Origin of the sequence: Nocardioides hwasunensis, from assembly GCF_014779665.1 — a bacterium.
Classification (GTDB): Bacteria; Actinomycetota; Actinomycetes; order Propionibacteriales; family Nocardioidaceae; genus Nocardioides; species Nocardioides hwasunensis.
The window spans coordinates 329044-353925 of record NZ_JACXYY010000004.1; the positions used below are offsets into that span (position 1 = coordinate 329044).

20 protein-coding genes and 1 tRNA gene are annotated in these 24882 nt (G+C 71.4%); 6 read left to right on the forward strand and 15 right to left on the reverse strand.

Features of this window, described 5'->3' with window-relative positions; all coding sequences use genetic code 11:
- Positions 1-97: 97 nt before the first annotated feature.
- The 12 genes from IEZ25_RS11475 to IEZ25_RS11530 all read right to left on the reverse strand — a co-directional run bounded on the left by IEZ25_RS11475 (position 98) and on the right by IEZ25_RS11530 (position 14931).
- On the reverse strand, positions 98-4849 hold the full coding sequence (locus tag IEZ25_RS11475; protein ID WP_191199554.1) for a DUF4082 domain-containing protein: 4752 nt from the start codon (positions 4847-4849) through the stop codon (positions 98-100).
- A gap of 118 nt (positions 4850-4967) precedes the next feature.
- Positions 4968-5987 (reverse strand): glycosyltransferase, encoded by a 1020-nt coding sequence (locus tag IEZ25_RS11480; RefSeq protein ID WP_191199555.1) that lies wholly within the window; start codon positions 5985-5987, stop codon positions 4968-4970.
- Positions 5984-7102 (reverse strand): DegT/DnrJ/EryC1/StrS family aminotransferase, encoded by a 1119-nt coding sequence (locus tag IEZ25_RS11485; RefSeq protein WP_191199556.1) that lies wholly within the window; start codon positions 7100-7102, stop codon positions 5984-5986. The genes IEZ25_RS11480 and IEZ25_RS11485 overlap by 4 nt, the downstream gene beginning before the upstream one ends.
- A complete protein-coding gene (locus tag IEZ25_RS11490; protein WP_191199557.1) occupies positions 7099-7743 on the reverse strand; it encodes a NeuD/PglB/VioB family sugar acetyltransferase in 645 nt (214 codons plus the stop codon). The genes IEZ25_RS11485 and IEZ25_RS11490 overlap by 4 nt, the downstream gene beginning before the upstream one ends.
- Positions 7740-8891: a DegT/DnrJ/EryC1/StrS family aminotransferase gene (locus IEZ25_RS11495; protein ID WP_191199558.1), complete on the reverse strand. Its 1152-nt coding sequence runs from the start codon at positions 8889-8891 to the stop codon at positions 7740-7742. Before IEZ25_RS11495 ends, IEZ25_RS11490 begins: the two co-directional genes overlap by 4 nt.
- Positions 8888-9898: an NAD-dependent epimerase/dehydratase family protein gene (locus tag IEZ25_RS11500; RefSeq protein WP_191199559.1), complete on the reverse strand. Its 1011-nt coding sequence runs from the start codon at positions 9896-9898 to the stop codon at positions 8888-8890. Before IEZ25_RS11500 ends, IEZ25_RS11495 begins: the two co-directional genes overlap by 4 nt.
- Positions 9895-11019 carry a Gfo/Idh/MocA family protein gene (locus IEZ25_RS11505; protein ID WP_191199560.1) on the reverse strand — a complete coding sequence of 375 codons (1125 nt, stop codon included), beginning with the start codon at positions 11017-11019 and terminating at the stop codon, positions 9895-9897. The genes IEZ25_RS11500 and IEZ25_RS11505 overlap by 4 nt, the downstream gene beginning before the upstream one ends.
- Positions 11016-11642 (reverse strand): acyltransferase, encoded by a 627-nt coding sequence (locus tag IEZ25_RS11510; RefSeq protein WP_191199561.1) that lies wholly within the window; start codon positions 11640-11642, stop codon positions 11016-11018. Before IEZ25_RS11510 ends, IEZ25_RS11505 begins: the two co-directional genes overlap by 4 nt.
- A complete protein-coding gene (locus IEZ25_RS11515; RefSeq protein WP_191199562.1) occupies positions 11639-12481 on the reverse strand; it encodes a glycosyltransferase in 843 nt (280 codons plus the stop codon). Before IEZ25_RS11515 ends, IEZ25_RS11510 begins: the two co-directional genes overlap by 4 nt.
- Positions 12482-12601: 120 nt before the next feature.
- Positions 12602-13405, reverse strand: a complete 804-nt coding sequence (locus tag IEZ25_RS11520; protein ID WP_191199563.1) for a hypothetical protein — start codon at positions 13403-13405, stop codon at positions 12602-12604.
- A gap of 88 nt (positions 13406-13493) precedes the next feature.
- The gene (pth, locus tag IEZ25_RS11525) at positions 13494-14093 is read right to left on the reverse strand and encodes an aminoacyl-tRNA hydrolase (RefSeq protein ID WP_318152184.1); all 600 of its coding nucleotides are present in this window, start codon (positions 14091-14093) and stop codon (positions 13494-13496) included.
- A gap of 154 nt (positions 14094-14247) precedes the next feature.
- The gene (locus tag IEZ25_RS11530; RefSeq protein WP_191199565.1) at positions 14248-14931 is read right to left on the reverse strand and encodes a 50S ribosomal protein L25/general stress protein Ctc; all 684 of its coding nucleotides are present in this window, start codon (positions 14929-14931) and stop codon (positions 14248-14250) included.
- A gap of 262 nt (positions 14932-15193) precedes the next feature.
- Between IEZ25_RS11530 and pepN the strand changes: the two genes are divergently transcribed.
- Complete coding sequence (gene pepN / locus IEZ25_RS11535; RefSeq protein ID WP_191199566.1) at positions 15194-17614, forward strand: aminopeptidase N; 2421 nt, start codon at positions 15194-15196, stop codon at positions 17612-17614.
- A 182-nt stretch (positions 17615-17796) separates the two neighbouring features.
- Here the strand turns inward: pepN and IEZ25_RS11540 are convergent, their stop codons facing one another.
- Both IEZ25_RS11540 and glmU read right to left on the reverse strand, forming a co-directional pair.
- Entirely contained in the window at positions 17797-18768 is a 972-nt protein-coding gene (locus IEZ25_RS11540; RefSeq protein WP_191199567.1) for a ribose-phosphate diphosphokinase, read from the reverse strand.
- Positions 18769-18861: 93 nt separating this feature from the next.
- Positions 18862-20298 (reverse strand): bifunctional UDP-N-acetylglucosamine diphosphorylase/glucosamine-1-phosphate N-acetyltransferase GlmU, encoded by a 1437-nt coding sequence (gene glmU, locus IEZ25_RS11545; RefSeq protein WP_191199568.1) that lies wholly within the window; start codon positions 20296-20298, stop codon positions 18862-18864.
- 121 nt (positions 20299-20419) lie between these two features.
- Here glmU and IEZ25_RS11550 point away from each other — a divergent pair, with 121 nt between their 5' ends.
- A complete protein-coding gene (locus IEZ25_RS11550) occupies positions 20420-21157 on the forward strand; it encodes a hypothetical protein (protein WP_191199569.1) in 738 nt (245 codons plus the stop codon).
- Here the strand turns inward: IEZ25_RS11550 and IEZ25_RS11555 are convergent.
- Positions 21146-21224, reverse strand: a tRNA-Gln gene (locus tag IEZ25_RS11555). The two genes, IEZ25_RS11550 and IEZ25_RS11555, sit on opposite strands and share 12 nt — an antisense overlap.
- A gap of 198 nt (positions 21225-21422) precedes the next feature.
- On the opposite strand from IEZ25_RS11555, the gene IEZ25_RS11560 reads away from it, so the two are divergent.
- Genes IEZ25_RS11560 through IEZ25_RS11575 form a run of 4 tightly spaced genes read left to right on the forward strand, consistent with a single transcriptional unit; the run spans position 21423 to position 24877 of the window.
- Entirely contained in the window at positions 21423-22382 is a 960-nt protein-coding gene (locus IEZ25_RS11560) for an ABC transporter ATP-binding protein (protein WP_318152185.1), read from the forward strand.
- The gene (locus IEZ25_RS11565; protein WP_191199570.1) at positions 22375-23271 is read left to right on the forward strand and encodes an ABC transporter permease; all 897 of its coding nucleotides are present in this window, start codon (positions 22375-22377) and stop codon (positions 23269-23271) included. Before IEZ25_RS11560 ends, IEZ25_RS11565 begins: the two co-directional genes overlap by 8 nt.
- Entirely contained in the window at positions 23268-24179 is a 912-nt protein-coding gene (locus IEZ25_RS11570) for an ABC transporter ATP-binding protein (RefSeq protein WP_191199571.1), read from the forward strand. The genes IEZ25_RS11565 and IEZ25_RS11570 overlap by 4 nt, the downstream gene beginning before the upstream one ends.
- Positions 24179-24877 carry an ABC transporter permease gene (locus IEZ25_RS11575; protein ID WP_191199572.1) on the forward strand — a complete coding sequence of 233 codons (699 nt, stop codon included), beginning with the start codon at positions 24179-24181 and terminating at the stop codon, positions 24875-24877. The genes IEZ25_RS11570 and IEZ25_RS11575 overlap by 1 nt, the downstream gene beginning before the upstream one ends.
- Positions 24878-24882 lie beyond the last annotated feature (5 nt).

Here is a 24882-nt window from a genome sequence, read left to right on the forward strand (position 1 = left end):
AGACCCCACGTCCCGCCGTTCTCACCCATCGTCATGCGGCGTGGACGGCGCGCGACCCGGGAGGGGCGCTTATCCCTCAAATTGGGTTGTCGGACGATCAGCCACCGGAGCGGAAGAGGACGTCCACGAAGTAGTTCGTCGAGTTCCACGAACCCGTCGGGAAGCCGCCCCCGGTGCCGTAGCGGAACAGCCCGTTGCTGCCGCCGGGCGCGGTGAGTGGTCCGACCGTGCGCGGCTGGGCGAAGTAGCCGCCCGTCACCGAGTACCGCCCGCTGGGCGAGTAGTAGGACACGACGTAGGTCTGTCCGGCGACGACAGGGACCGGCGTGGCGAGCTCGGCCACCTGCCACCCGTCGGTGGTCTCGTTGGTGAAGGTCACCGTCCCGAGCCTGGTGCCGGCAGAGTCCCACACCGACCCCGTGTGGGTGCCGGTGTTGCCAGCGCCCTTCCAGAACCTCACGCCGGTGACCGAGCCGTTCGTCGAGGGCGTGAACGCCATCCCGAGCTCGAGCGGGTCCGTGTCCTGGGCGTGGATCGACGGGACCTCACCGTCGAGCAGCCGCGACACCGGGGCCGTCGAGGCGGCGGTGGTGAACGACCACGACTGCGCGGCCAGAGCGACCCCGTCGGTGGACCTCACCCCCGTGACCTCGACGGTGTAGGTCGTGCTGGCGGCCAGCGCCGAGGTCGGGGTGAAGGTCAGCCGGGTCCCGTCGGACGACAGGGCCGCCGTGCCGGGCACGCTCGTGGTGCCCTGGCGCAGGGTCATCGACCAGCCACTCGTCGCGATCGCATCGGAGAAGGTCGCCCGAGGCGCCACGTCGGCGGCGATCCCCGTGGCGTCCGGAGCGGGCGAACGCGAGGCGACCGTCACTCCCGACGGGTCCTTCTCGAAGACCACGTCGACCCAGTAGTTGGTCGCGTTGTAGGAGTAGGTCGGGAAGCCACCGGCGCCGTAGAGGTACTTGCCGTTGACGCCGGCCGGCACCGTCAGGTCGCCCGACGTGAAGGCATTGTTGAAGAAGCCGCCCGACGTGGCGTAGTGCCCGTTGGGAGCGTAGTAGGACACGACGTAGGTCGTCCCGGCCGTCAGCTGCAGCGGGGTGGACAGCATCGCGGTCTGCCACCCCGTCGCGGTCTCGCCGACGAACGTCACCTCGGCCAGCTTCGTGCCGGTCGCGGACCACAGGGAGCCCTTGTGGACACCCGTGTTGCCGGCTCCCTTGAAGAAGCGGATGCCAGTCACCTGCCCTGCCTTGGCGGGCACGAACGACACGCCGACCTCGACCGGTGAGCTGTCGTCCGCGGCGGCCTGAGCGGGCACCTGGGTCCCGAAGAGGGTCTGCTCCGCAGCCGGTTCGCTCGACCGCGTGGTGAAGCTCCAGGTCTGGTTCGCCAGGGTGGCGCCCTCGGTGGACCTCAGACCCGTCACGCTGACGTCGACCTGGGCCCCCGCGGGGAGCAGTCCGGACGGCGTGAACGTCAACCGGGTGCCGCCGTTGTCGAGCGCGGCCGTGCCTGCGACGGAGGACCCGCCCGAGGTGGCGGTCATCGACCAGCCGGAGTCGAGCGGGGTACTGGTCTCCAGCACGATCGTGGTGTCACGTCGCACGGTCGTGGCGTTCGGTGCCGGCGACTGGCCGGAGACGGCCAGCGGGGCCGCCGCCTTGTTGAACACCACGTCGACCAGGTAGTTGGTGGGCGACGAGGACGACGGGAAGCCGGCGCCGTAGGTGTAGGCGCCGGAGCTGGTGGCCACCTGGAGCGGAGCGCGGGACAGGTTGCCGGCCGCGAAGCCGTTGGGCGTGGCGGAGTAGCGACCGACGGACGCCCGGTAGGACGCGACGTACTCGGTGTTCTTGGTGATCGACACCGGCTGCGCGAACGTGAGCGTCTGCCACCCCGACGTGGTCTCGCCGGTGAACGTCCCCGTGGCGAGCTGGGTGCCGGTCGCGGACCACAGCGTGCCGGTGTGGGTGCCGGTGTTGTTGGGTCCCTTGTAGAACCGGATCGCCGAGACGGTGCCGTCGACCTGCGAGCTGAACCGCACGCCCAGGGTCACGGCACTGCGGTCGGAGTCCTCCAGGACGGTGGGGGTGGTCTCGTCGTCGAACAGGCTGCAGGGACACACACCTGGGGTGGCCGGCGGCTTCGCGGTGCGGAAGCTCCAGGTCTTGCCCGAGGACACCTGCTGACCGAGCGCATCGGTCCCGGTCACGGTCGCGGTGTACTGGACGAACCCTGCCAGCGCGGAGGTCGGGGTGAAGGTCACCGTGCGCGTGGAGCTGTCGTACGCCGTGGTGCCGGCGACGTCCTGACCTAGCTCGTCCTTCACCGTCAGGCCGGGGGTGCCTGCCTGGACGGGCTTGGAGTACGTCGCACGGATGGTGGTCGACCTCGCGACGCTGCTCGCGCCGGCGGCGGGCCACTGGTCGGTCGCGGTGAGGGGCGAGTCGTCGAGGGCGGTGAACACGACGTCGACGTAGTAGTTGGAGCTGAGGTGGCTGGTGGCCGGGAACGTCCCAGGAGCGGCGAACACGCCCGCCGGCTGGGCTCCGAATCCGCCGTCGACCTTCAGCGGCGGTGAGACCTTCGGAGCCGCGTAGAAGGCATCGCTGCCGATGGCGTAGTGGCCCTGTGGTGCGGTGTAGGACGCGACGTAGGTCTGCCCTGCCGACACGGGGACGGCGGAGGTGAACCGCATCGTCTGCCATCCGGTGGCGGTCTCGTTGGTGAACGCGCCGGTCGCCAGCAGCGCCCCGCTCGAGCTCCAGAGCGACCCCTGGTGGGCGCCTCCGTTGCCAGTTCCCTTGTAGAACCGGATGCCGCTGAGGAAACCGTCGCTGGTGGGGGCGAACCGCAGTCCGAGCTCGACGGCGCCGGCGTCGTCCGTGGCAGGGGTGGGCGGCACCTCGGCACCGAAGATCGAGCAGGGGCACTGGACGTCGACGTTGCGCGTCGCGACGGCACCGATGTTGGCGGAGTCGTCGGTGGCGCGCACCCGGATCGGCGTGCTCCCCATCCCCTTCTGGACGTAGGTGTAGCTCCACGAGCTCGTGCCCGTCGCCGCGTGCCAGGTGTCACCCCCGTTGGTCGACACCTCGACACCCGCGACGCGTCCGCCGGCATCGGTGGCCGTCCCGGAGACCGTGCGCTGGGCGCCGTTGGCCACGCTGGCGCCGGCGGCCGGAGAGGTGATCGTCACGGTGGGCCCGGTGGTGTCGGTCGACTTCGTCGCCTGCACCAGACCGGTCATCAACGTGGACGGCTGGACGCCCATGTCGGCGAACAGGTTGACCTGGGCCTGCTGCATCCGCACGTCGGCCGGCTCCGCCGCGAAGGGAGAGTCGTGCTCGCTGTCGAGACCCCAGGTCCACTGCACCGAGCCGGCACTGAAGACGAGCGCGCCGCTGGGTGCCTTGTAGAGCGTGAGGTTGTGCGTCGTCGTCCCCGGGGTGACGGTGTTGCCGTAGTCGCGCAGGTATTCGGGGGTGGGACCGACCGTGGTGGACAGCCTCACCAAACCGTCCGGCCCGAGGCCGTTGTCGACGACCTCGTTGGACTCGTAGCCGACCGTGTGGGGGGCGAGGGCCCGGGTCTGGCCGGCGGCCAGGCTGGCCAGGGAGGTGTTGCGCCAGAGCCGGTACTTGCCCTCGTCGGCGCTCACGGTCACGGGAAGATCGCTGTAGTTGGCCTGGTACATGGTGCCGATCAGCGCGTTCTCCGGTCGACCGCCGCCCTGGGAGGCGGGGGCGTAGCGCGGGTCGCGCCACGTGCCGGTCCACTCGGGACTGGGGTCGGACTTCGCTCGGTCCCAGGTCTCCTTGTAGGTCACGAGCGTGCGGTAGGGCGTGTGGCTGGGGTCGAGGGAGGGCTCGTAGCGCGTGCGCCAGTAGACCTCGTTGCCGCTGAGGAACTGCAGGTTCACCTTCGCGTCGCGGGCCGCCTCGACGTTGGCCCGCTGGGCGCCGCTCCAGTACTCGTCGTGCCCGACGGACAGGAAGACCTTGTGGTTCTTGATCAGACCCCCGCGACGGTCGGTGTCGACGCCGGACATGTAGCTCACGTCGTAGCCGTTGCGCTCCATGAAGCGCACCATCGGGTACTCGTTGGCGAAGAAGAAGTCACGCCCCCCGGTTCCGCCTCTGGTGTTCACGGGGCGGTTGTAGGAGAGCTTGTAGGCGCGGCCGTTGGCTCCCCCGCTGTAGAAGTTCGACCCGCCGTAGGTGTTGTAGGCCTGCCACGTCGGGTCCGAGGTCTGGAAGACCACGTCCGAGGTGCTGGCGTCGTCGCGCACGACGAAGGTGATGTGGCTGGAGTCCCCGTTGCTCCGCGAGAGTCGGGCGATGTAGACGCCTGACACCGCGGTGGTCGGGACGTTCCAGGACGCCGAGACCGCCCAGTTGCCGCAGTCCGTCGTCTCGGTGGCCACAGCGGTGATGCAGTTGGGCTGGCTCTGCGGCAGCGGGACGCTGGGGGTGATGGAGGTGATCTTGCGGGCACCGTTGCCCTGGTAGTAGCCGATGCGGTAGATGTCGATGTCGTAGGCCGAGGCGTCGGTCTTGATCTTGAAGTCGATGCGCTGGCCGACGTTGACCGAGATGTCGGTCGAGAAGCCCTGGATGGAATCCGCACCCGCGCCGTAGGCGCTGTCCCAGATCGCCGGGTCGGTGCCGGGCTTGGAGTTCTCGCAGACGATCTTGTTGCCGCCCGGAGCACACGGATCGGCCGCGTCGGCTGCCGTCGGGCCACCCGTCAGCACGGGCCCGACCAGCGCGTTGAGCGCCGTGACCAGCACGACGACCAACGCCTTCGCGCCCCAGTTCAAAGACTTCGCTCTCGTCGACATGCCCATGCCTCCACCTACCTCGTCACGCAGCTGTCGCCACGATGCCGATCCTCGCCATGACCCATGGACCGACGGCCGGTCCGGGACAGAGATCCCCACTTTTCGGTGCCGGTGCGCCTCAGCGGTCGCCGACCATCGCGACGACCGCGGCGGTCGCGGCGGGCGCGGCACCGTTGCCGATCCGTTGCCGTGGGATGCGGACCCCACTGATGTGCAGCGGCGGCGGGTCGGCGACCTTCGTGACCCGGTGCCCCGCCGCCGCGTCCAGGTCGCGCGCCTTGAGGCTGTCGGCGTCGCGCGAGATGCACAGGTCGCGCAGCGCGAGGTCGAGCGCGATGGTCAGCTGGTGGTCGTCGACGTGCTCACCGTGCTTGGCGCGTCGCGGCACCAGGATGGGGAACCTGCCGTTCTCGAGTGCCATCAGCGCGATGCCGGTGCCGGCGTGGGCAACCACGACGTCGGCGTGCGCGATCGCGGCGCGCATCTCCTCGGCGGGCACCCGGGCACGTCCCTCGATACCGAGGCCCGTGGTGTCGGTGCACCCGGTCTGCCACATCACCTCGGTCCCCTCCGGGACGAGCGGGACGAGGCGCTCGAGCAGCCGCCGGAAGGAGTAGTCCTCCTGCGTGCCGAGGCTGACGACCATCCGGCGGACCGGTCGCGGGGCGGTAGGGGTGACCTCGTAGAGGTCCCACGGCGAGGCCAGGTAGCGCCACGCCCCCCGGTCGAGGTCGCTGGACTGGCTGAAGGTCGTGATGCCGGGCATCGCGGCCATCGCGCGTCCCGACAGCGACGGCTCGTCGCGGCGGGTGGCACTCTCGATGTAGACCGTCTCGATGCCGCGCAGACGGGCCTGCGGCAGCACCGACAGCGCGAGCGCCGCGCCGGTGCTCACCACCAGGCGTACGTCGTGGAGGCGGAAGAGCTTGCGCGCCGCGACCGCGTTGCGGGCCACCGCCGCGAGGTCGCGGGGCGGGCAGGGTGCCATCCAGTGCACCCGCTCGCCGGCCAGCATCGACTCGGTCTGGGGTGTCCTCACCGTCACCCACACGACGTCCTCGCCCACGCCGAGGCGCGGGCGCAGCGTGTGGAGCTGCATCAGGTGGCCGCCGTCGTTGGCGACGAGCAGGGTGGTCACGAGACTCCCCCTCCGACCGCGGAGCGGAGCACCTCGACGACCCGGTCCTGCATGGCCTCGGTCAGGTGAGGGTGCATCGGCAGCGACAGGATCTCGCCGGCGGCCCTCTCCGTCACCGGTGCGGTGCCCGAGCCGAGTCCGAGGTGGGCGTAGGCCCCGGTGAGGTGCACCGGGTAGGGGTAGTGGATGCCGGCACCGACCCCCGCCTGGTTGAGCTCGCCCAGGACCCGGTCGCGCTCGGCGACGCGGACGACGTAGAGGTGCCAGACGTGCTGGCCCTCCGCGCCGGCCAGCGGTCGGCGTACGCCGGGCACGTCGGCCAGCAGCTGGTCGTAACGGGCCGCGGCGCGCACGCGCAGCTCGTTCCACTTCTCGAGCCGGTCGAGCTTGGCGCGGAGGTAGACCGCCTGGATCGTGTCGAGCCGGGAGTTCATCCCGATGACGTCGTGGACGTAGCGCACGGACGAGCCGTGGTTGCGCAGTCGGCGCACCTCGGCGGCGATCGTGGCGTCGTCGGTCGTCACGGCCCCGGCGTCGCCGGCCGCGCCGAGGTTCTTGCCGGGGTAGAAGCTGGTGGCCGCGACCGTGGCGAGGCCACCCGATCCCCTGCCGTCGAGCCGTGCGCCCTGGGACTGGGCGGCGTCCTCGACCAGCGGGACGCCGGCCGCGTCGCAGATCGCCCTGAGCCGGGCCATCGGGGCCAGCTGACCGAAGAGGTGCACGGCCACGACGGCCTGGGTGCGGTCGGTGATCGCCGCCTCCACGCCGTCGGGATCGATGAGCAGCCGGTCGTCGTCGATGTCGACGAGCACCGGCACGGCGCCGATCCGCGAGACCGCCTCGGCGGTGGCGATGAAGGTGTTGGCGGGGATCACGACCTCTCCCCCGGGGCCGACACCCGCCGCCCGCAGCGCCAGCTCGAGCGCGTCGGTGCCGTTTCCGACACCGATGCAGTGGTCCACCCCGACGAAGTCGGCGTACTCGCGCTCGAAGTCGGCGACCGGCGGCCCATCGACGAAGGACGTCGCGGCGAAGACGGCGGCGATGCCGGCCTCCACCTCGGCCGCGACCTCGTCGTGCTGCGAGGCGAGGTCGACGAAGGGGACGTTGCTCATAGGTGGACTCCTGTCCGGATCGGGCGGGCGGGCACTCCGGCCCAGGTCTCTCCTGCCGGGACGTCGTGGAGGACCACGGCCCCCATCCCGACGACGGCGTCGGCGCCGATGTGCACGCCTTCGCGCACGGTGGCGTTCATGCCGATGTAGGCGCCCTCGCCGATCTCGACGTCGCCCCCGAGGGAGACGCCGGCGCAGAGCGTGGCGTAGTCGTGCACGGTGCAGCCGTGGGTGAGCGTCACCTGCGGCATCAGCACCACGTGGCGCCCGACCTCGACGTCCGCGGTCAGCACCACGCCGTCGAGCGCGATCGAGCCGGCGCCGATGGAGCAGCTGCCGGGCAGCACGATGCGCGGATGGATCAGCGAGATGTAGCGGGCCGGGTCCATGCCGAGCATCTCGAGGCGCACGACCACCCGGCGGCGGTGGCGTCCCTTGCCCAGCGTGAGCAGCACGTCGTGGTCGACGAGCTCGGTGACCAGGTCGACCGAGCCGATCACAGGGGTCAGCCCGTGGAGGGTGCCCCACACCGCGGAGTTGTCGTCCACGATGTTCAGCGGCCCGTCGTGCTGCAGGAGCACCGCGACCGCCGTGGCCTCCCGGGCCAGCCCGCTCGCACCGACCATCAGCAGGCCGGTCATGGTCGCCACGCAGCGGCCAGGGCGTCGCAGACGCGGGCGTGCTCGGACGCGGTCATCTGGTGGAAGAGCGGCAGGATCAGCGTGTGGTCGTTGAGCCGCTCGGTGACCGGCAGCGGCACGTGCGGGCGCTGGTCGTGGGCCGGCTGGCGGTGCGCGGCCATGATGCCGCGCCGTGCCGAGATCCCGGCCTCGGCCAGGTGCACCATCAGGTCCTCGCGTCCGAGCGGGTGCTCGGGCAGGACCTCGAGCCAGCACGACTGGAAGTTGGTCGTTCCCCAGGCCGGGTCACCGACCAGCCGCAGCCCGGGCAGCTCGTCGACCACCGCGGCGTACGCCGCTGCCAGCTCGCGGCGACGGGCGACCATCTCCGGGAGCCGGCCCAGCTGGACCAGGCCGACAGCGGCCTGCAGGTCGGTCATCCGGTAGTTGAAGCCGACCTCGGCGTAGGACTCCGGCGGCGCCAGCACGGATGCGTGCCGGTCGGCGGCGGACACGCTCATCGCGTGCTCGCGCAGCCGTCGGGCGCGCTGGGCCCAGTCCGCGCGCGAGGTGGTGAGCATGCCGCCCTCGCCGGTGGTCAACAGCTTGCGCGGGTGGAAGGACCAGGCGGCGATCTCCGCCTCGGTGCCGACCGGGCGACCGTGAGCGGTGGAGCCGGCGGCGCAGGCGGCGTCCTCGATGACGGTGATCCCGCGCGGGTCGCACCACTCACGGATGGCGCGCAGGTCGAGCGGCACGCCGCCCTGGTCCACGGCGATCACCGCGCGCGTGCGCGGGGTGACCACCGTGGCGATCGTGTCGACCGTGAGGTTGCCGGTCGCGCCGTCGACGTCTGCGAAGACCGGCGTGGCCCCGACGTAGGTCGGGGCGTTGGCGGTCGCGACGAACGAGAAGGAGGGGACGACGACCTCGTCACCCGGCCCGACGCCGACCACGACCAGAGCCAGGTGCAGCGCAGTGGTGCAGTTGCTGACCGCGACCGCGTGGGCGGCCTGCTGGGACTGCGCGAACGCGTCCTCGAAGGCAGCCACGCGCGGCCCCTGGGCGACCCAGCCGGAGCGGAGCACCTCGGAGACCGCGGCGACCTCCTCCTCGCCGAGCCACGGCTGCATCACGTTGATGCGGGTGAGCTGCTGGTCGATGCTCATGACGCCACGGCCTGCTTCGTGCGGCCCGCGGCGATCTCCTCGCGCTGCGGTCGCCACCACTCCACCAGGTCCCGCAGACCCTCCTCGAGGCCGGTGCCCGCGACGAAGCCGAGGTCGCGCTCGGCGGCGCACGTGTCGGCGAGGCGGCGTACGACGCCGTTGACCCCGCGCTCGGGGCCGTGCTCCACGGGCAGGTCCGAGCCCATCACCCTGAGCAGGGTCTCCGCGAGCCCCAGCAGGCTGGTCTCCTCACCGCGAGCGACGTTGTAGACGCCCTCCACGACGGACGACGAGGCGGCCAGCACGTTGGCCCGGGCGATGTCGGTGGTGAAGACGAAGTCCATGGTCTGCCGGCCGTCGCCGAAGATCAGCGGCGGCAGCCCGTCGTCGATCCGCTCCATCCAGCGCACCAGCACCTCGGTGTAGAGGCCGTGCACGTCCATCCGCGGCCCGTAGACGTTGAAGTAGCGCAGGCCGACGTAGTCGAGGCCGTTCATGGCGCGGAAGCTCTTCAGCATGCCCTCGTTGAACGTCTTCGCGGCGCCGTAGAACGTGTCGTTGGCGTAGGGGTGCTGGTCCTCGGGCGTCGGGAACTGCTCCGCGAGGCCGTAGACCGACGCGGACGAGGCAGCGACGATCTTGTCGACCCCGGGCGTCGCAGCGGCCGCCTCGATGACGTTGAACGAGCCGTCGACGAGGACCTCGAGCGCGAGCCGGGGCTCCTCGGCGCACTGGGTGATCCGGATGGCGGCCTGGTGGAAGACCAGGTCGCAGCCGCGCGTCAGGTCGTGCACGAGGTCGCGGTCGCGGATGTCGCCGCGGACGAGCTTCAGCTCCACGCCCGTGCGCTCCATCGCGGCCTCGAGGTTGGCCTCGCGTCCGCGGACCAGGTTGTCGAGGACCCGGACCTCCGAGACCCCCGCGTCGAAGAGCTGGTCGACGAGCGTCGAGCCGATGGTGCCGGCGCCGCCGGTCACCAGGGCGGTCGCCCCCTGCAGCGCGGTCATCGGACTCCCTCCAGCACCGACGGGGCGGTGGCCTGCTGCGGCACCGGTGGCGGGCCGGCGGGCACCATCGGACCGGACTGGTGCGTGGTGCCGGACTGCGCGGCGAGCCGGTGCGAGGCCTGCTCCAGCACCTCGAGGACCCGGAGCCCGGAGTGGCCGTCGGTCAGCGCCGGCCGACCCTCGCGGATGGCGGCGGCGAACTCGGTGACCATCGCGCCGAGGGCCTCGCGCTCGGGCAGCGCAGGCGACCAGGTGTCACCGAGCCGGTACGACACCGACGACGCGGTGCGGTCGGTGCCACCGACCGAGGTCCGGGCCAGGTCGACGCCACGGTCGTAGACGCTCAGCCGCTGCTGCGGGTTGAGGTCGTCCCAGACGAGGGTGCGGCGCGAGCCGCCGATCACCATCTGGCGGATCTTGGTGGGGCTGAGCCAGTTCACGTGGACGTGCGCGAGTCCGTCGTCGGGCAGCGGCAGCGTCAGGTGACCCACGCACGCGCGTCCGGCGCCGATCGGGTCCGCACCCGTCGCGCCGATGCCCTCCGACGGGAGCCCGGAGGGCAGGATGTGGTCGAGGATCGCCAGGTCGTGCGGCGCGAGGTCCCAGAGCACGTCGATGTCGGGCTGGACGAGGCCGAGGTTGATCCGCACCGAGTCGATGAAGTGGATCTGGCCCAGCTCGCCGCTCACGACCAGCTCGCGCATCTTCTGCACGACCGGCGTGTAGCAGAACGTGTGGTCGGTCATCAGGACCAGGCCCTGGGCGTCGGCCAGGTCGACCATCATGCGGCCACGGGCCACGCTGTCGGCGAGCGGCTTCTCGACGACGACATGCTTGCCGGCGCTCAGCGCCTGCAGCGCCAGTCCGTGGTGGGTGCGCGCCGGGGTGGCGATCGCGACGGCGTGGATGGTCGGGTCGTCGAGGACCCGCTCGAGGTCGTCGGTCACCTCGACGTGCGGTCCCGCGACCTTCCGGGCACGCTCCAGGTCGAGATCGCAGACCACCCGCAGGTCCCAGTCGGGCGAGCTGGCGAAGTTGCGGACCAGGTTGGGTCCCCAGTAGCCGGCGCCGATCACGGCGATGCCCATCGGGCCCTGCTGCGGGGTGGGGGTGGTGCTCATCGTGCTTCCTCCAGTCGTCCGTCGATCTCCTCGTAGACCTCACCCGAGACCGGGCAGATCCATCGGTCGCGCGTGTCCGAGACGAGCGGTACGCCGCTGCGTCCGACCCAGCCGACCCGGCGCGCGGGCGTGCCGACGACCAGGGCGTGGTCAGCCACGTCGCGCGTCACCACGGAGCCCGCGCCGACGCTGGCCCAGCGACCGATCCGCACCGGTGCGACGCACACGGCACGGGCGCCGATGGAGGCTCCCTCCTCGATCGTGACTCCCACGGCCTCCCAGTCCTCGGCCCCCTTGCGGCGCCCGTCCGGGGTCACCGCACGCGGGTAGGTGTCGTTGGTGAGCACGACGGCGGGTCCGATGAAGACGCCGTCGCCGAGCACGGCGGGCTCGTAGACGAGGGCCTGGTTCTGCACCTTGCAGCGCTCACCGAGGCGCGCGCCGGGGCCGACGTACACCCCGCGGCCGAGGATCGTGTCGGCACCGACCTGGGCGCCGGCACGGACGACCGCCTGATCCCACACCTGCACACCGGGACCGACGCGGGCGCCGTCCTCGATGGTGGCCGTGGGGGCGACGACGGAGCGGGACCGCGGTTGTGGTCTCGCGCTGGACAGGGTCATGAGCGTGAGCTTTCGTCTCGTTGCCAGGTGGTGAAGTCCCCAGCTCTCAGCGCCTGTCGGGCGCCGATCTGGGCGGCGACGTGGATGGCCACGAACACCGGGAGTCGGAGGGCCAGGCCGGGGCGGCCGACCGCGAGGGCGATCAGGGTGCGCGGCTGCGTGCGCGAGGCCGGTCGACGTACGCCGAGCTGGGCGGCCTGGGCGTTGCCCGTGGCGATCCGGATCCGGCGACGGACCAGGTCGTGCACGGTGCGCGGCGGGTGGACCACGGCCACCGCGGCCGGGACGATGCGTCGTTCGTGACCGCTGAACGAGTCGGACATGCCCAGGTCGTCGCTCATCATCCGCGGCAGGGCGGTGACGCGGGCCTGGGCCTGCTCGGACAGGACGACGACGCCGCGCCCGAAGAGGCCGGCCTCGACCTGCGGGAGCGACTCCCAGACGTCGTAGTACCAGCGCACCCAGCGCGAGCAGCCGGCGCGCGGGACGGCGCGGGCGGGCGCGGTCGCGAGCACCTCGTCGCGGGTGATCGGCTCGATGAGCCGGAGCGCGGCGGTGCCGTGGAGCTCGATGTCGGCGTCGAGGTGGATCCGGGGGAACACGTCGGTGGCGGCGTTGCCCACCCGGACGGCCTCGGCCTTCGAGGGCTGCCCGATCTCGATGACGCGGGCGAGCGGGTCGGCGTCGCGGGCGACCTCGGCGGTGCGGTCGGTGCAGCCGTTGCAGACCACGACGACGTCGAGGTCCTCGGCACGGGTGCCCTTGCGCAGCGCGCGCAGGTTGCGACCGATGGTGGCCGCCTCGTTGTGCGCCGGAATGATGACGCTGGCAACGGCCATCTCCCCAACTCCCCCAAGTCGCGTGCCGGGCCCCACGCCCCGCACACCCTGATCCTGTGACCCCGCGGAGCGCTCGCCGACCGCGTGCGAGCGCTTTCGCCACAATTGGGGAGTACGACGTCAGCCGGGCCGCGCCATCGCGTAGGTGATGTCGAGGGACCGCAGGTCGCGCAGCTCGAGGAGGAGCCGGTCGAGGTCGACGATCGACCAGCCGTCGTCGACCGCAGTGCCGTCGACGGTCGTGCTGAGCGCGCGGTAGAGGTCGAGCGGCCGCTTGCGCATCTCCTGGTGGAGGGTGGCCTCCATGACCTGCCTGAGGTAGTCCTGCTGGGCTCGCGGGCCCGAGCCGTAGGCGTAGGCGGCGTCGACGCCGTTGGCACCGGCCAGCTGGACGAAGGTGTTCCAGTCGATGGCGATGAGGTGGTCGACGCGCCGGCCCGACCAGGCCTCCGCGGCTGCGACGGTCGCGCTCGGCGGCATCGACGCCGCGACGGGCGCGACGCCACTGGATAGGGGGAGGGTCTCCACGCGCGCGGACAGCCCGTCCGGCGGGATGTCGACCAGCATGACGGCCTCGACCGACTGCCTCCCCGCCAGCCACGGGACGTCCTGGCCCGCCGTCCCGGGCCGGGTGCCGACCATGAGGAAGGTCCGGCCCGGCGACGCCGGAGGTCGGTCCCTCAGCCCCGTGAAGGCACCCTCGATCCGCTCCAGGCGGCTGACCATCACGACGTTGGTCACGGCACCGAGCACCACGACGAGCAGCCCGAGGGCGAGCAGGACGCCGAGGATGCGACGCACGGGACGGCGGCGTCGTACGACGGGCGCGGGGGCCGCGGGCGGGTCCCAGCTGCGTCGGGGCGCGGGGACGTGCACGGTGCCGGGTCCGGTGGTCCCGGCCCGGTTCGTGCTGCTCGTCGACATCGCGGTCCTCCCCCGTCGGCCCGATCCCTCGACGCTAGGGGCCGGCGGCAGTGGGCACATGCCCCAAACGAGGGAGGACCCTGCTGGCTCAGGAGTTGAAGCGCTGCTGGGTCTTCTCGAGGCCGTCGGTGACCAGCGACTCGACCGCGTCGGCGGCGTCGGAGACCTGGAAGGGCAGCTCCTTGCGCTCGACGGTGGAGTAGTTGGAGAGCACGAAGTCGGCGACGTCCTGGCGACCCGGCGGACGGCCGATCCCGGCACGCACCCGGTAGAAGTCACCCGTGCCGAAGGACGAGCGCATCGACTTGAGGCCGTTGTGACCGTTGTCGCCGCCGCCGAGCTTGATGCGCAGGGTGCCGAAGGCGATGTCGAGCTCGTCGTGGATCGCGATCACGTGGTCGGGCTCGACCTTGTAGAAGGAGGCGAGCGCCTTGACCGGCCCGCCCGACTCGTTCATGTAGCCGCGACCGCGGGCCAGGACGACGCGGGGGCCGCCCGGCGACAGACGGCCCTCGACGACGTCGGCGCGGCCCGACTTGTGGGACCTGAAGGGCGACCCCATCCGGGAGGCGAGCTCGTCGGTGACCAGGTAGCCGATGTTGTGCCGGTGGCCGGCATAGGTCGGGCCGGGGTTGCCGAGGCCGACGACCAGCCACACCTCGCCCTGCCCGCTGGTCTGCTCGCTCACGCGCTCATCCTTCCATCGGCGCCAGGGCCACATCGTCGTACCGCCTGTCCATCAAGGTGTGCAGACGAATGGGCACCTCCCCTGGTCGATTGACCCAGGGAAGTGCCCATTCGGCGACGTCCCGTGGTGGAGCACCACCACGGGACGTCGGGGGTCACTCGGAGTCGGACTCCTGCGCGGCGTCCTCGGCCTTGGCCTCTTCCTGCGCGTCGGCGATCTCCTCGTCGGAGACGTCGTGCTCGATGCCGGCCTCGGCCTCTGCCTCCTCCAGCTCGGCCTCGAGGGCCTCGGCGGAGATCTGCTCGGTCACGTTGACGATGAGCAGCTCCTCGTCGGCGAGCAGCGTCGTGCCCGACGGGAGGTCGAGGTCCTTGGCGAGGATCTGGGTGCCGATCGCGGCGCCCTCGACGGAGACCTCGAAGAACTCGGGGATGTGGGTGGCCTCGGCCTCGACGGAGACCACGGCGTTCTCGGTGACGACCAGGGTGTCGGGGGCGGCGTCGCCGGTCACGTGCACGGGGACGTCGACGGTCACCTTCTCGCCACGGCGGACGGCGACGAAGTCGAGGTGCTCGATCACGCGGCGGATCGGGTCGATCTGGACGTCCTTGGTGAGCGCGAGCTGCTCGGAGCCGTCGACGTCGAGCGCGAGGAGCGCGTTGGCGCCGCCGTGCTTGAGCGCCATCATCGTCTGGTGGCCGGGCAGGATCACGTGGACCGGCTCGTTGCCGTGGCCGTAGATGACGGCGGGGATCTTGTTGTCGCGACGGATGCGGCGCGCCGCACCCTTGCCGAACTCGGTGCGCGCCTCTGCGGCGATCTTCTCGGCGTCAGCCATGGGTCTCTCCAACTACTCGGGGGCGGGTCTGTCTCGGGCCTGGCGACCCGGTGCTCGTGGGCCTCGGCTCGGCGGAGACGACGAACGCCGCGCTCCGGATCGTGAGCGCGGCGCAGTGGTGACGGCCGGCCCAGTCGATCACGGAGTCCCCGTCGTTCAACGGGCTCCCTCGCCGAGGCAACCCGGAGACTCTAGTCGGGTGCCCCGCGCGAGGTCGAATCCGTGGCGACCGGTCGGGGGCGGGTCGCCTAGGGTGGGCCGGGTGCCCCTGAAGCTCTCCGAGGCGCGCGAGCGCGCCACCCTCCTGTCCGACGTCCACACCGAAGTCCACCTCGACCTCACCTCGACCGAGGACTTCGGGGTCGAGGCGACGATCACCTTCGGGTGCACCGCCCCCGGCGCGTCGTCGTTCCTCGAGCTCACCGGCGGCACGGACGTCACCCTCGACGGGCAGCCGGCGCCGTACGCCGACGGGCGGATCGCGCTGACCGACCTCGCCGCGACGAACACCGTCCGCGTGAGCGCGCGGATGCCCTACGTCACCGACGGCGACGGCATGACGGTCACCATCGACCCCGCCGACGGCGAGCGCTACGTCTGCGGGCACACCTCGATGGACATCACGCAGAAGGTGCTGCCCTGCTTCGACCAGCCCGACATCAAGACCACCTTCGCCGTGAGCGTCACGGCCCCGTCCCACTGGACGGTCCTGGCCAACGGTGCCGTGGAGGAGCGCACGTCGGGCGTCGACAGCGACACGTGGCGGTTCACGACGACGCCGCCCTTCTCGTCGTACCTCTTCACGGTGCAGGGTGGGCCGTGGGTGTCGGTCACCTGGGACGAGCCGTACGCCCCGGCACCCGGCGGAACGCTGCCGTTCGGTTGGCACGCGCGGGCATCCCAGGGAGGCGAGCTGCAGCGCGACGCCGACGAGCTCAAGCGCATCACCAGCGCCTGCTTCCAGCACTACACGAGCATCTTCGAGCCGGACTACCCCTACGCCGACTTCCAGCAGGTGTTCTCCCCCGGCCTCAACTGGGGCGCGATGGAGTTTCCCGGCTGCGTGGTCTACCGCGACGAGATGCTCGTGCAGGGCACACCCACCGAGCTCGAGCGCGAGTGGATCGCCTCGACCATCGCGCACGAGATGGCGCACATGTGGTTCGGCGACCTCGTGACCATGGAGTGGTGGAACGACATCTGGCTCAACGAGTCGTTCGCCGACTTCATGGGCTACGACGTCGCGGGCATCGCGGCCGGCTACACCGACGCATGGACCTCGGCCGCCATCACCCGCAAGCCGACGGGCTACCGGGCCGACCGGCGCCGCTCGAGCCATCCCGTCGCCGAGGACGCCGAGCGCGTCGACGACGCCGATGCGGCCTTCGCGAACGCCGACATGATCACCTACGCCAAGGGAAACGCAGCTCTCGCCCAGCTCGGCCACTGGCTGGGCCAGGAGGACTTCCTCGCCGGGGTCAACCGGCACCTCACCACCCACGCCTTCGGCAACGCGACACTCGCTGACTTCCTCGACTCCCTCGATGCGGCGACCGACAAGGACGTGCGCGGCTGGGCGCAGGCGTGGCTGCGCACCACCGGCTTCGACACCCTGGTCGTCACGCGCGACGGTGACACGCCGGTCCTCACCCGTCAGGGCTCGCGGTCGCACCGCCTCACCGTGTCGGCGTACGACGACGAGATGCAGCTGGTCGGGACCCAGGACGTGAGCCTGGGGGAAGCACCCGTCCGCCTCGACGACCTGGCGGGTCGGGTCGTGGTGCCGAACTCCGGCGACGAGACCTTCGCAGTGATCCGCCCCGACGAGCGGTCGTGGTCGGCGATCACCGCAGGCCTCTCCTCGGTCGAGTCGTCGCTCACGCGGGCGATGCTGTGGTGGACCGCGGCCGACCTCACGGAGAGCCGCGTGATCGACGTCGGGGAGCTCGTCGCCCTCGCCGACCGCCACCTTCGGCCCGAGCGGCACCCGGTGGTGTTCGAGGGCGTGCTGGCGACGCTGCAGCTCGTCGTGCGCAGGTACTCGGCTCCCGACGAGGTGGCGGACCACCTCGGAGTCGTCGCCGACATCGCTCGCGGAGCGGTCGATGGCGGCGACCCGGCGCTCGCCGCCGGTGCTTCGCGCGCGCTGGCCCGTCTCAGCTCCGATCGTGCCTTCCTGGTCGACTGGCTGGCCCGGGACGGTGTGGACACGGGCGTGCGCTGGGTGGCCGTGCACCGGCTCGCCGAGCTCGGCGATCCCTCGCACGTGCAGACCGAGTCCGAACGCGACCAATCGGTCTCCGGCCACCACGCCGCGTTGACGGCGCGCGCTGCCGTTCCCACCGCGGAGGCGAAGGCCGAGGCCTGGGCCAGCCTCATGAGCGGCGACCTCGGCAACCACGAGTTCACCGCCGTCGCCGACGGCTTCTGGGGCTGGGAGCAGGCCGATCTGGTACATCCCTACCTCTCCCGCTACGTCACCGAGGCACTCGACCTCGCCCACCGCTCTGGTCAGGCCATGGCGCAGGTCATCGGCCGCGCGTTCCCGCGACTGCCGCTCACCGTCGACGTACGCCGTGAGCTCCGCGCCGCAGTCACCGACGCGCTCGCGACCGGCGACGTGCCCACCGTCCTGGCCCGGTCGTGGAACGACGCCCTCGACGACCTGGACCGCACCCTGTAGGCGGGGCGGTCTCCACGGTCCGGGCGCGCCGCGGGCCACCCCTCGACCGAACTGGAACCCCCGCATACGCGGGGGATCACGAACCTCACGGGGTGTGCACGCCACCAGATGTTCGCGATCACCCGGACAAGCGGGGGTTCAGGATCGGCGCCAGCGCGCGTCCCGGGCGGCGGGCGGGCTGGTCAGGCGTGGCCGTCGAACATGGAGGTGACCGAGCCGTCCTCGAACACCTCGCGGATCGCGCGGGCGAGGAGCGGGGCGATCGAGAGCGTGGTCAGCTTGTCGAACTGCTTGTCGGCGGGGATCGGGAGCGTGTTGGTGACCACGACCTCGGTCACCGTCGAGTTCTTGAGCCGGTCGACCGCGGGGTCGGACAGGATCGGGTGCGTCGCGGCGATGACCACGCCGGCGGCCCCGTCGGCCACGCAGGCCTCCGCGGCCTTCACGATCGTGCCACCGGTGTCGATCATGTCGTCGGTCAGGATGCAGATCTTGCCGGCGACGTCACCGACGACCCGGTTGGCGACGACCTCGTTGGCCACGTCGGTGCGCCGGGTCTTGTGGATGAACGCCAGGGGCGCCCCGCCGAGACGAGCCGACCAGCGCTCGGCGACCTTGATCCGGCCGGCGTCGGGTGAGACGACGGCGAGCTGCTGGTCGCCGTACTTCTGCTTGACGTAGTCGGTGAGGATCGGCAGCGCCATCAGGTGGTCGACGGGACCGTCGAAGAAACCCTGGATCTGGTCGGCGTGCAGGTCGACGGTGATCAGCCGGTCGGCGCCGGCCGTCTTGAAGAGGTCGGCCATCAGGCGGGCCGAGATGGGCTCGCGGCCGCGGTGCTTCTTGTCCTGGCGGGCGTAGCCGTAGAACGGCATCACGACGGTGATCCGCTTGGCCGAGGCGCGCTTGAGCGCGTCGACCATGATCAGGTGCTCCATGATCCACTCGTTGATCGGAGCCGTGTGGCTCTGGATCACGAAGGCGTCGCACCCGCGCACCGACTCCTCGTAGCGGACGTAGAGCTCGCCGTTGGCGAAGGCCCGAGCGTCCTGCGGGACGAGCCCGCACTCGAGGAGGTCGGCGACCTCCTCGGAGAGGTCGGGATAGGCCCGGCCGCTGAAGACCATCAAGTTCTTCTCGGTGGTCCGCTTCATTCCGGTCACGCGACGCGACTCCTCGATCGGGGGGTGTTCAGGAGGTGCTGGGAACGATTCTGGACCACGTGGCGGCCATCCCCAAGGGCGGGGTCACTGCTCGGTCTTCTCCTGGTGTTCACGCGCCGTTCGGGCGGCCTCGGCCTGCGCCGTGCCGGGCCGCTTCGACTCGCTCCAGCCCTCGAGGTTGCGCTGCGGCGCGCTGCTCACGGCGAGCGCGCCGGCGGGCACGTTGCGGCGTACGGTCGTGCCGCCCGCGGTCCCCGCGCCGTCGCCGACCTCGACCGGTGCGACGAAGGTGTTGTTGGAGCCGGTCTTCGCGTGACGACCGATGACGGTGCGGTGCTTGGCCACCCCGTCGTAGTTGGCGAAGATCGTGCCGGCGCCGATGTTGGTGCCCTCGCCGATCTCCGCGTCACCGACGTACGACAGGTGCGGCACCTTGGCGCCGTCGCCGATCGTCGAGTTCTTGGTCTCCACGAAGGTGCCGATCTTGCCGGCGATGCCGAGCTGGGTGCCGGGGCGGAGGTAGGCGAACGGACCGACGGTGGCCCGGTCGCCGATGACGGCGAGCTCGCCGTGCGTGCGTACGACGCGGGCGCCGGCGCCGATCTCGCAGTCCTTCAGCGTGGTGTCGGGGCCGACCACGGCGTCCTCGCGCACGACGGTCGCGCCGAGCAGCTGGGTGCCGGGCAGGATCGTCGCGTCGGGCTCGATGACGACATCGGCCTCGATCCAGGTCGTGGCCGGGTCCATGACGGTCACCCCGTCCTTCATCCAGCGGGTGACGATGCGGCGGTTGAGCTCCTTGCCGAGCTCGGCGAGCTGGGCGCGGTCGTTGGCGCCCTCGGTCTGCGCGACGTCCTCGATGAGGTGCGCGCCGACAGTGAGGCCGTCCTCGCGGGCCAGCCCGACGGCGTCGGTCAGGTAGTACTCGCCCTTGGCGTTGTCGTTGCTGATCCGCGGCAGCGCCGAGACGAGGAACTCCGCGTCGAAGGCGAGGATCCCCGAGCTGATCTCGTCGATCTCGCGCTGCTCGGGTGTCGCGTCCTTCTCCTCCACGATGGCCTCGACGTCGCCCTCGTGGTTGCGGATGATGCGGCCGTAGCCGAACGGTCGCGCCACCCGTCCGCTCAGGATGCTCACCGCGCGCTGCGCCGCCTCGTGCTCGGCGGCGAACGCGCGCAGCGACTCCCCCTCCAGCAGCGGGGTGTCGCCGGCTGCCACGATCACGGTGCCGGTGGTGGTGCCGGAGGCCTCCATCGCGATGCGTACGGCGTGCCCGGTGCCGTCCTGCGTCTCCTGGACGGCCAGCACCGCGCTCGGCATGAGGTCGGTGATGTGCGGGCCGACCTGCTCGCGCTGGTGGCCGACGACGGCGACGACGCTGGTCGGCTCGACGGCCTGCACGGCGCTCAGCACGTGCCCGATCATGGAGCGTCCGGCGATGGGGTGCAGCACCTTCATGGTCTTGGACTTCATGCGGGTGCCGCCACCTGCGGCCAGGACGATGACGGTGAGGTTCTCCATGCCCGCAGTCTTGCATCGCCTGGTGGCGGGGCGAACTCAGTGCTCACCCGGTCCAGTGAAGTCCCACCCGAGCGCGTGGAATTCCATCGCGAGGAGCGGTCGAGTCGGAGACCATGGGGCGGTGGACGACGAGGCCTATGCGCGCGAGCTGTTCCGGATCCTGACGCGACCGCTCGATCTGGGGGAGGCCGTGGACGCCTACGGCACGGGGCCTGACGGCATCGACCGCTACCAGGGCTTCGGCACGGAGGTCTGGGTGACGTCGATCGACGTCGTGCCGGGGCAGCACGGCGCCCAGATCGAGGTGGGCTTCGCATTCGACGTCGCCGACCTCACGGACGTGCCGCCCGAGGGCTCGACATTGCTCCCGTTCGCGGCCGCGTGGCGCGAGGCGCAGGGCTGCGTCACGCCCGCCCTGTACGCACCGCAGGTGGCAGCCCAGGTGGAGCGCGCTGCCGGCCGACACATCGAGCGTGGTGCACGGCCACCTGAACCTGAGCCCGATCTCCCCGACCGGGCCACGCAGGCGACGTGGCTCCGTGAGCTCGAGCGCGACCACGCCGGCGTCGGCATCGTCGCGACGCCCGATGAGTGGGAACAGGTCGTACGCAGCCACCACGGGCGACGCGCATGGCTCGACGAAGACGTCAGCGAGCTCGACGGCTCGAGGCACCGCGACGACCGCTTCCTCGTCTTCTGGGAGGGGCACCTCGAGCGGTCGGTTCGGAGCGAGCTGCCTCCGGTCAGCGGGGCGCTCCGGGCGCTTCTCGCCATGCGCGCCGCGGGCCAGCCCCGCCTCGGACCCGGCGACGGATGGTTCGCCTACAGGCCGCTCGAGGACGACGAGCTCCCCGGGTAGGAGTCGAACCTACGTCGCTAGTCCTGATTCAAAGTCAGGCGGGCCCTGCCGGCAGACCAACCGGGGAATGTGGTGACAAGCCTAGGGCCCGCCCCGGGCGGGGCTGCCGAGACCCGGCAGACCATGACGCTGTCAACGTACGTCATGGCGAGCGGCTGCCCCCGCGACCACGCGTCATGACGTCCGCAGGCCTCCACCAGACCTCCACGTCCATCCGGGCGATCCCTGATGCCGGGGCGTACGCCGGAGCGCTAGCGTGAGCGATGTGACGGGGGAACTCATGGGCGCGCCGCCGGTCATCTCGACCGCGGGCCTGACCAAGCACTACGGCAACGTCCACGCGCTGACCGACCTCACCGTCGACGTGGGTCCGGGCGTGACCGGTCTCGTCGGCGCGAACGGCGCCGGGAAGTCGACGCTGATCAAGATCCTGCTCGGGCTGATCGAGCCCACCGGCGGACGGGCCCAGGTCCTCGGACACGACATCGACGCGGCCAGCCAGGAGATCCGGCGGCTCGTCGGCTACATGCCGGAGCACGACTGCCTGCCGCCCGACGTCAGCGCCAGCGACTTCGTGGTCCACATGGCCCGGATGTCCGGGCTCGGCCACGCCGCGGCCCGCGAGCGCGCCGCCGACGTGCTGCGCCACGTGGGCCTCGACGAGGAGCGCTACCGACCGATGGGGGGCTACTCCACCGGCATGAAGCAGCGCGCCAAGCTCGCCCAGGCGCTGGCCCACGACCCGCGCCTGGTCTTCCTCGACGAGCCGACCAACGGTCTCGACCCGGCCGCCCGCAACGACATGCTGCGGCTGGTCGGCCGCATCGGCAGCGAGTTCGGCATCGCCGTCCTGGTCACCTCGCACCTGCTCGGCGAGCTGGAGCAGGTCAGCGACCACGTCATCGTCCTCGACGGCGGCCGCCTGCTCCGCTCGAGCGCGACCGGCGACTTCCTCCGCCGCACGGGCGGGCTGCTGGTCGAGGTCGTGGGCACCGAGACCGAGCGCGACCGGCTCGGCGAGGCGCTCGCCCAGCGGGGACTGGTGTGCCGCCCGCGGGGCACGATGGTCGCGATCGACCCGCCGGCGCCCGAGCTCGCCACCGAGGGTGTCGCGCACGACCTGATCCGCGACGTCGCCGCCGACCTCGGCCTCGGCCTGATGCGCCTCGAGCCCGATCGCGGACACCTCGAGGACGTCTTCCTCGAAGGGGGCGCACATGTCTGAGTCAACGACACCCGGCACCGGGCGCTCCGGGGTCATCCACGACCTGGGCTACCGCAGGTACGACGGCCCGCGCGAGGGCACCGGCGCCATCGCGCGCACCCTGTTCCTGACCGGACTGCGCCACGCCTACGGGCTCGAGCGCTCCGGCAAGTCGAAGGTCATGCCGTTCCTGCTGCTGGGCATGTCCCTGCTGCCGGCGGCGATCATCGTCGGCGTCGTCGTCCTCACCGGACTGCGGTCGCTGCCCGTGACGTACGCCGGCTACACCAGCCAGACCCAGCTCCTGGTCAGCCTCTTCGCGGCGGCCCAGGCCCCCGTGCTGTTCTCGCGCGACCTGCGCCACCGCTCGATCGTCCTCTACGCCGCCCGACCGCTGTCGTCGGCGGCCTTCGGCTTCGTGCGCTGGCTGTCGATGAGCGTCGCGCTCCTCGCCTTCATGGTCATCCCGACGCTGCTGATGTTCGTCGGTGCGCTCCTCGCCGGGCTCGACAAGAGCGACCAGCTCAGCGACCTCTACAAGGCCGTCGTGCTCCAGGTCTTCCTGGCCGCCCTGGTCGCCGGCATCACCGGCCTGGTCTCGTCGGTCTCGCTCCGCCGCGGCTTCGCCGTGGTCGGCTCGGTGATGGTGCTGATCGTGCTGACGGGCGTCGTGACCGCGGTCCAGAACATCGCCCAGAGCCAGGGCTCGGACTCGGTCTCGGTCGGTGCCGGTCTGTTCTCCCCGTGGTCGCTCTACAGCGGTCTGGGCAACGCCTGGGACGCCGGGACCCGCGTCCCCGTGTCCGTCGACGGTGCCTGGGTGCCGGCGTACGTCCTGGTCCTCCTCCTCGTCGCCGCCGGCTGCGTCCTGGGGCTGGTCGCCCGCTTCCGGAAGGTGGGTTCGCGATGAGCACCCTGGTCCTCGAGTCGGCGTCGCGCTGGTTCGGCAACGTCGTCGCCGTCAACGACGTGACGCTCACGATCGGTCCGGGCGTGACCGGTCTCCTCGGCCCCAACGGCGCCGGCAAGACCACCCTGATGGCGATGATGTCGGGGTTCCTGGCGCCGTCGTCGGGCACGGTCACTCTCGACGGCCAGCCGGTGTGGCGCAACACCGAGATCTACCGCCAGGTCGGGCTGGTCCCCGAGCGCGAGCTGAGCTTCGGCTACCTCACCGGGCGCCAGTTCGTCCGCGCCAACGCCGACCTCCACCGGTTGCCCGACGCCGCTGGGGCGACCGAGCGGATCCTCGAGGTGGTCGACATGGTCGAGCCCGCCCAGCGTCGCCTCGACACCTACTCCAAGGGCATGCGCCAGCGGGTGAAGATCGCCGCGGCGCTGGTCCACGGCCCGTCGGTGCTGCTGCTCGACGAGCCGTTCAACGGGGTCGACCCCCGCCAGCGGATGCACCTGATGGACCTGCTGCGCCGCCTCGGCGACGAGGGCCGCACAGTGCTGTTCAGCTCCCACATCCTCGAGGAGGTGGAGCGGCTCGCCCGCCACATCGAGGTCGTGGTGTCCGGGCGACACGCCGCGTCCGGCGACTTCGGGGCCATCCGACGGCTCATGACGGACCGCCCGGTGCAGTACGCCCTCCAGTCCAGCGACAACCGCACGCTCGCCTCGCTCCTGATGTCGCAGGACTCGGTGCGCGCGGTCAGCCTCAACGGCGACCACCTCGACGTCCAGGTCGACGACCTGGGCAGCTTCGCCGTCGAGCTGCCCGGCCTGGCCCGACAGCACGACGTGACCCTCTTCGAGCTCTCCCCCAGCGACGAGTCGCTGGAGAGCGTGTTCGCCTACCTGGTGGCCCGATGATGAACGCAACGATCGCGAAGCTCGCCGCACAGGCCCTGCTGGGCCGCCGGCGCTTCATCCTGCTGCTGGCCTTCCCCGTCCTGCTGATCGGGCTGGTCGCCCTGGTGGCTGCGCTCACCGACGGCGACGCCGCCTTCCAGATCCTTCCCGGACTGGGCTACCCGCTCGTGCTGCCGCTCGTCGCGATCCTCGCGGCGTCGTCCGTGCTCGGCCCCGAGGTCGACGACGGCTCGATCGTCTACCTGCTGTCCAAGCCGGTCAGCCGCCACGGCATCGCCACCAGCAAGTGGGTCGTGGCGCTCGGGGCGACCCTGGTGGCCGGGGCGCTGCCGATCCTCGTGGCGGCCCTCGTCACCGGCGACACCACCCGGGCGTTCGCGCTCTTCGTGGGTGCTGCCGTCGCGGGGACGACGTACTCCGCGCTCTTCCTCGCCGTCTCCGCCGTCACCCGGCACGCGGTCATCGCGTCGCTGATGTTCGTGCTGATCTGGGAGGGACTGCTCGGCAACCTCTTCTCCGGCGTCGCCTGGCTCAGCGTCGGGCAGTGGGGCCTGCGGATCGGCCACGAGATCTCCTCCGAGCTCCCCGACCCTGCCAACCTGCCCTGGGCGATCGCCGCCAGCGTCGTCGTCACGGTGGCAGGCGTGTTCTTCGCGGGTGACCGGCTGCGGTCGTTCACGCTGCGCGGCGAGGACTGATCGCC

What these genes read in the sequence shown, in the direction of transcription:
- IEZ25_RS11475 (WP_191199554.1), bottom strand. Translation starts at nt 4,849, where the DNA reads ATGTCGACGAGAGCGAAGTCTTTGAACTGGGGCGCGAAGGCGTTGGTC.
- IEZ25_RS11485 (WP_191199556.1), bottom strand. Translation starts at nt 7,102, where the DNA reads ATGAGCAACGTCCCCTTCGTCGACCTCGCCTCGCAGCACGACGAGGTC.
- IEZ25_RS11490 (WP_191199557.1), bottom strand. Translation starts at nt 7,743, where the DNA reads ATGACCGGCCTGCTGATGGTCGGTGCGAGCGGGCTGGCCCGGGAGGCC.
- IEZ25_RS11495 (WP_191199558.1), bottom strand. Translation starts at nt 8,891, where the DNA reads ATGAGCATCGACCAGCAGCTCACCCGCATCAACGTGATGCAGCCGTGG.
- IEZ25_RS11500 (WP_191199559.1), bottom strand. Translation starts at nt 9,898, where the DNA reads ATGACCGCGCTGCAGGGGGCGACCGCCCTGGTGACCGGCGGCGCCGGC.
- IEZ25_RS11505 (WP_191199560.1), bottom strand. Translation starts at nt 11,019, where the DNA reads ATGAGCACCACCCCCACCCCGCAGCAGGGCCCGATGGGCATCGCCGTG.
- IEZ25_RS11510 (WP_191199561.1), bottom strand. Translation starts at nt 11,642, where the DNA reads ATGACCCTGTCCAGCGCGAGACCACAACCGCGGTCCCGCTCCGTCGTC.
- IEZ25_RS11515 (WP_191199562.1), bottom strand. Translation starts at nt 12,481, where the DNA reads ATGGCCGTTGCCAGCGTCATCATTCCGGCGCACAACGAGGCGGCCACC.
- IEZ25_RS11520 (WP_191199563.1), bottom strand. Translation starts at nt 13,405, where the DNA reads ATGTCGACGAGCAGCACGAACCGGGCCGGGACCACCGGACCCGGCACC.
- IEZ25_RS11530 (WP_191199565.1), bottom strand. Translation starts at nt 14,931, where the DNA reads ATGGCTGACGCCGAGAAGATCGCCGCAGAGGCGCGCACCGAGTTCGGC.
- IEZ25_RS11540 (WP_191199567.1), bottom strand. Translation starts at nt 18,768, where the DNA reads ATGAAGCGGACCACCGAGAAGAACTTGATGGTCTTCAGCGGCCGGGCC.
- glmU (WP_191199568.1), bottom strand. Translation starts at nt 20,298, where the DNA reads ATGGAGAACCTCACCGTCATCGTCCTGGCCGCAGGTGGCGGCACCCGC.
- IEZ25_RS11565 (WP_191199570.1), top strand. Translation starts at nt 22,375, where the DNA reads ATGTCTGAGTCAACGACACCCGGCACCGGGCGCTCCGGGGTCATCCAC.
- IEZ25_RS11570 (WP_191199571.1), top strand. Translation starts at nt 23,268, where the DNA reads ATGAGCACCCTGGTCCTCGAGTCGGCGTCGCGCTGGTTCGGCAACGTC.
- IEZ25_RS11575 (WP_191199572.1), top strand. Translation starts at nt 24,179, where the DNA reads ATGAACGCAACGATCGCGAAGCTCGCCGCACAGGCCCTGCTGGGCCGC.